Here is a 1,089-nt window from a genome sequence, read left to right on the forward strand (position 1 = left end):
CGGCCCTGGTTCGTCTCCTCAGGTCAGTCATCCGCGAGCAGCCCCTGCTTATTGGCTACTACCTCAGGGCGCTTTATGCCTGCGCCCGCAATAATCGCGGCGCGCTCCAGGCTGTTGCAACAATGGCTGCCTTCTACCTTCACCTCGGACCTTTTTCCCGCGTCGTATCGCAGGCCATGGCGAGACAGATCGAAGAGATCGACAGTGGCAGATGGAATTCCCCCGCGGCTCCGGTCGATTCGACGATGAGCGGGGAGGAATTTCTCAAGCGCCTCAAGAACGGTGCGCCGAGGAGCCATGCAGGACGCTCAGCGCACGCTTAGCTCCAGCGACCATCAGCGGCGCACTGTGACAGGCTGCTCTCGGACACGCTTCGGCGCGAGGCGTTCTCGGTCCACCACTTTGATGGTGCTCCCCTTTTTCGAGAGGATATTCAGCCTGCGAAGCTCCCGGAAGGTGCGACTGACATGGACGATCGACAGGCCCGGCGCGTCTGCCAGGTCCATCTGGGTCAGCGGAATGGTTGCGCTGTTGATGCCGACCGCTTCCCGCCGGGCCAGCTGCTCGAGGCGAAGACATTATCGTCCCCGGCTGGTCGCCGAGACATTCAACGGTGATGCCGGAGGGGGTCGCCTGCAGGTATCGAAAGCTTGCCAGAACGCCCTTCCGCCGCTAAACCAGCCCCGGCTTTCTGCTATGAGTGTGTCCGGCGATATGCCGGCCTACTGCCCAATTGGGGGATAGTTTAACGGTAGAACAACCGGCTCTGACCCGGTTAGTCTAGGTTCGAATCCTGGTCCCCCAGCAACAGAGATTCGAACCACAACCAATCACCTCCGGACGCCGAACAAGTCGCGCAAATGCGCGAGATTTGCGTGCCAGGTGATACTTCGGCTCAGGCACCGAGTGCTGATCTCGGCAAAATGGGACGGTTTACCTCAAACCCTCTCCGCACAGCGGTGATGTAGTGTCAGTACGGAGCAAATCACTGGTGATTTGACTCCCTGCTAGGAGGATGAACCGTGGGCGGGGCGATTCCCTGCTAACAGGGAAATTAACAGGGAGTTTGCTCGGAGCAGCGGCTGCGCC

1 protein-coding gene, 1 tRNA gene and 1 pseudogene are annotated in these 1,089 nt (G+C 60.1%); 2 read left to right on the forward strand and 1 reads right to left on the reverse strand.

All coding sequences use genetic code 11. The features are described 5' to 3' along the window. Window positions 1-323: pseudogene (locus RSO01_RS48805) on the forward strand (hypothetical protein); the annotation flags it as partial. Between the two features lie 12 nt (window positions 324-335). On the opposite strand, the gene RSO01_RS46820 reads toward RSO01_RS48805, so the two are convergent. Next, window positions 336-560 carry a helix-turn-helix domain-containing protein gene (locus RSO01_RS46820; RefSeq protein ID WP_147157484.1) on the reverse strand — a complete coding sequence of 75 codons (225 nt, stop codon included), beginning with the start codon at window positions 558-560 and terminating at the stop codon, window positions 336-338. 174 nt (window positions 561-734) lie between these two features. Here RSO01_RS46820 and RSO01_RS46825 point away from each other — a divergent pair. Then, window positions 735-805: transfer RNA gene (locus RSO01_RS46825), tRNA-Gln, on the forward strand. The last annotated feature ends 284 nt before the right edge of the window (window positions 806-1,089 follow it).

It is taken from the genome of Reyranella soli, from assembly GCF_007992495.1.
In the GTDB taxonomy this organism is placed as follows: Bacteria; Pseudomonadota; Alphaproteobacteria; order Reyranellales; family Reyranellaceae; genus Reyranella; species Reyranella soli.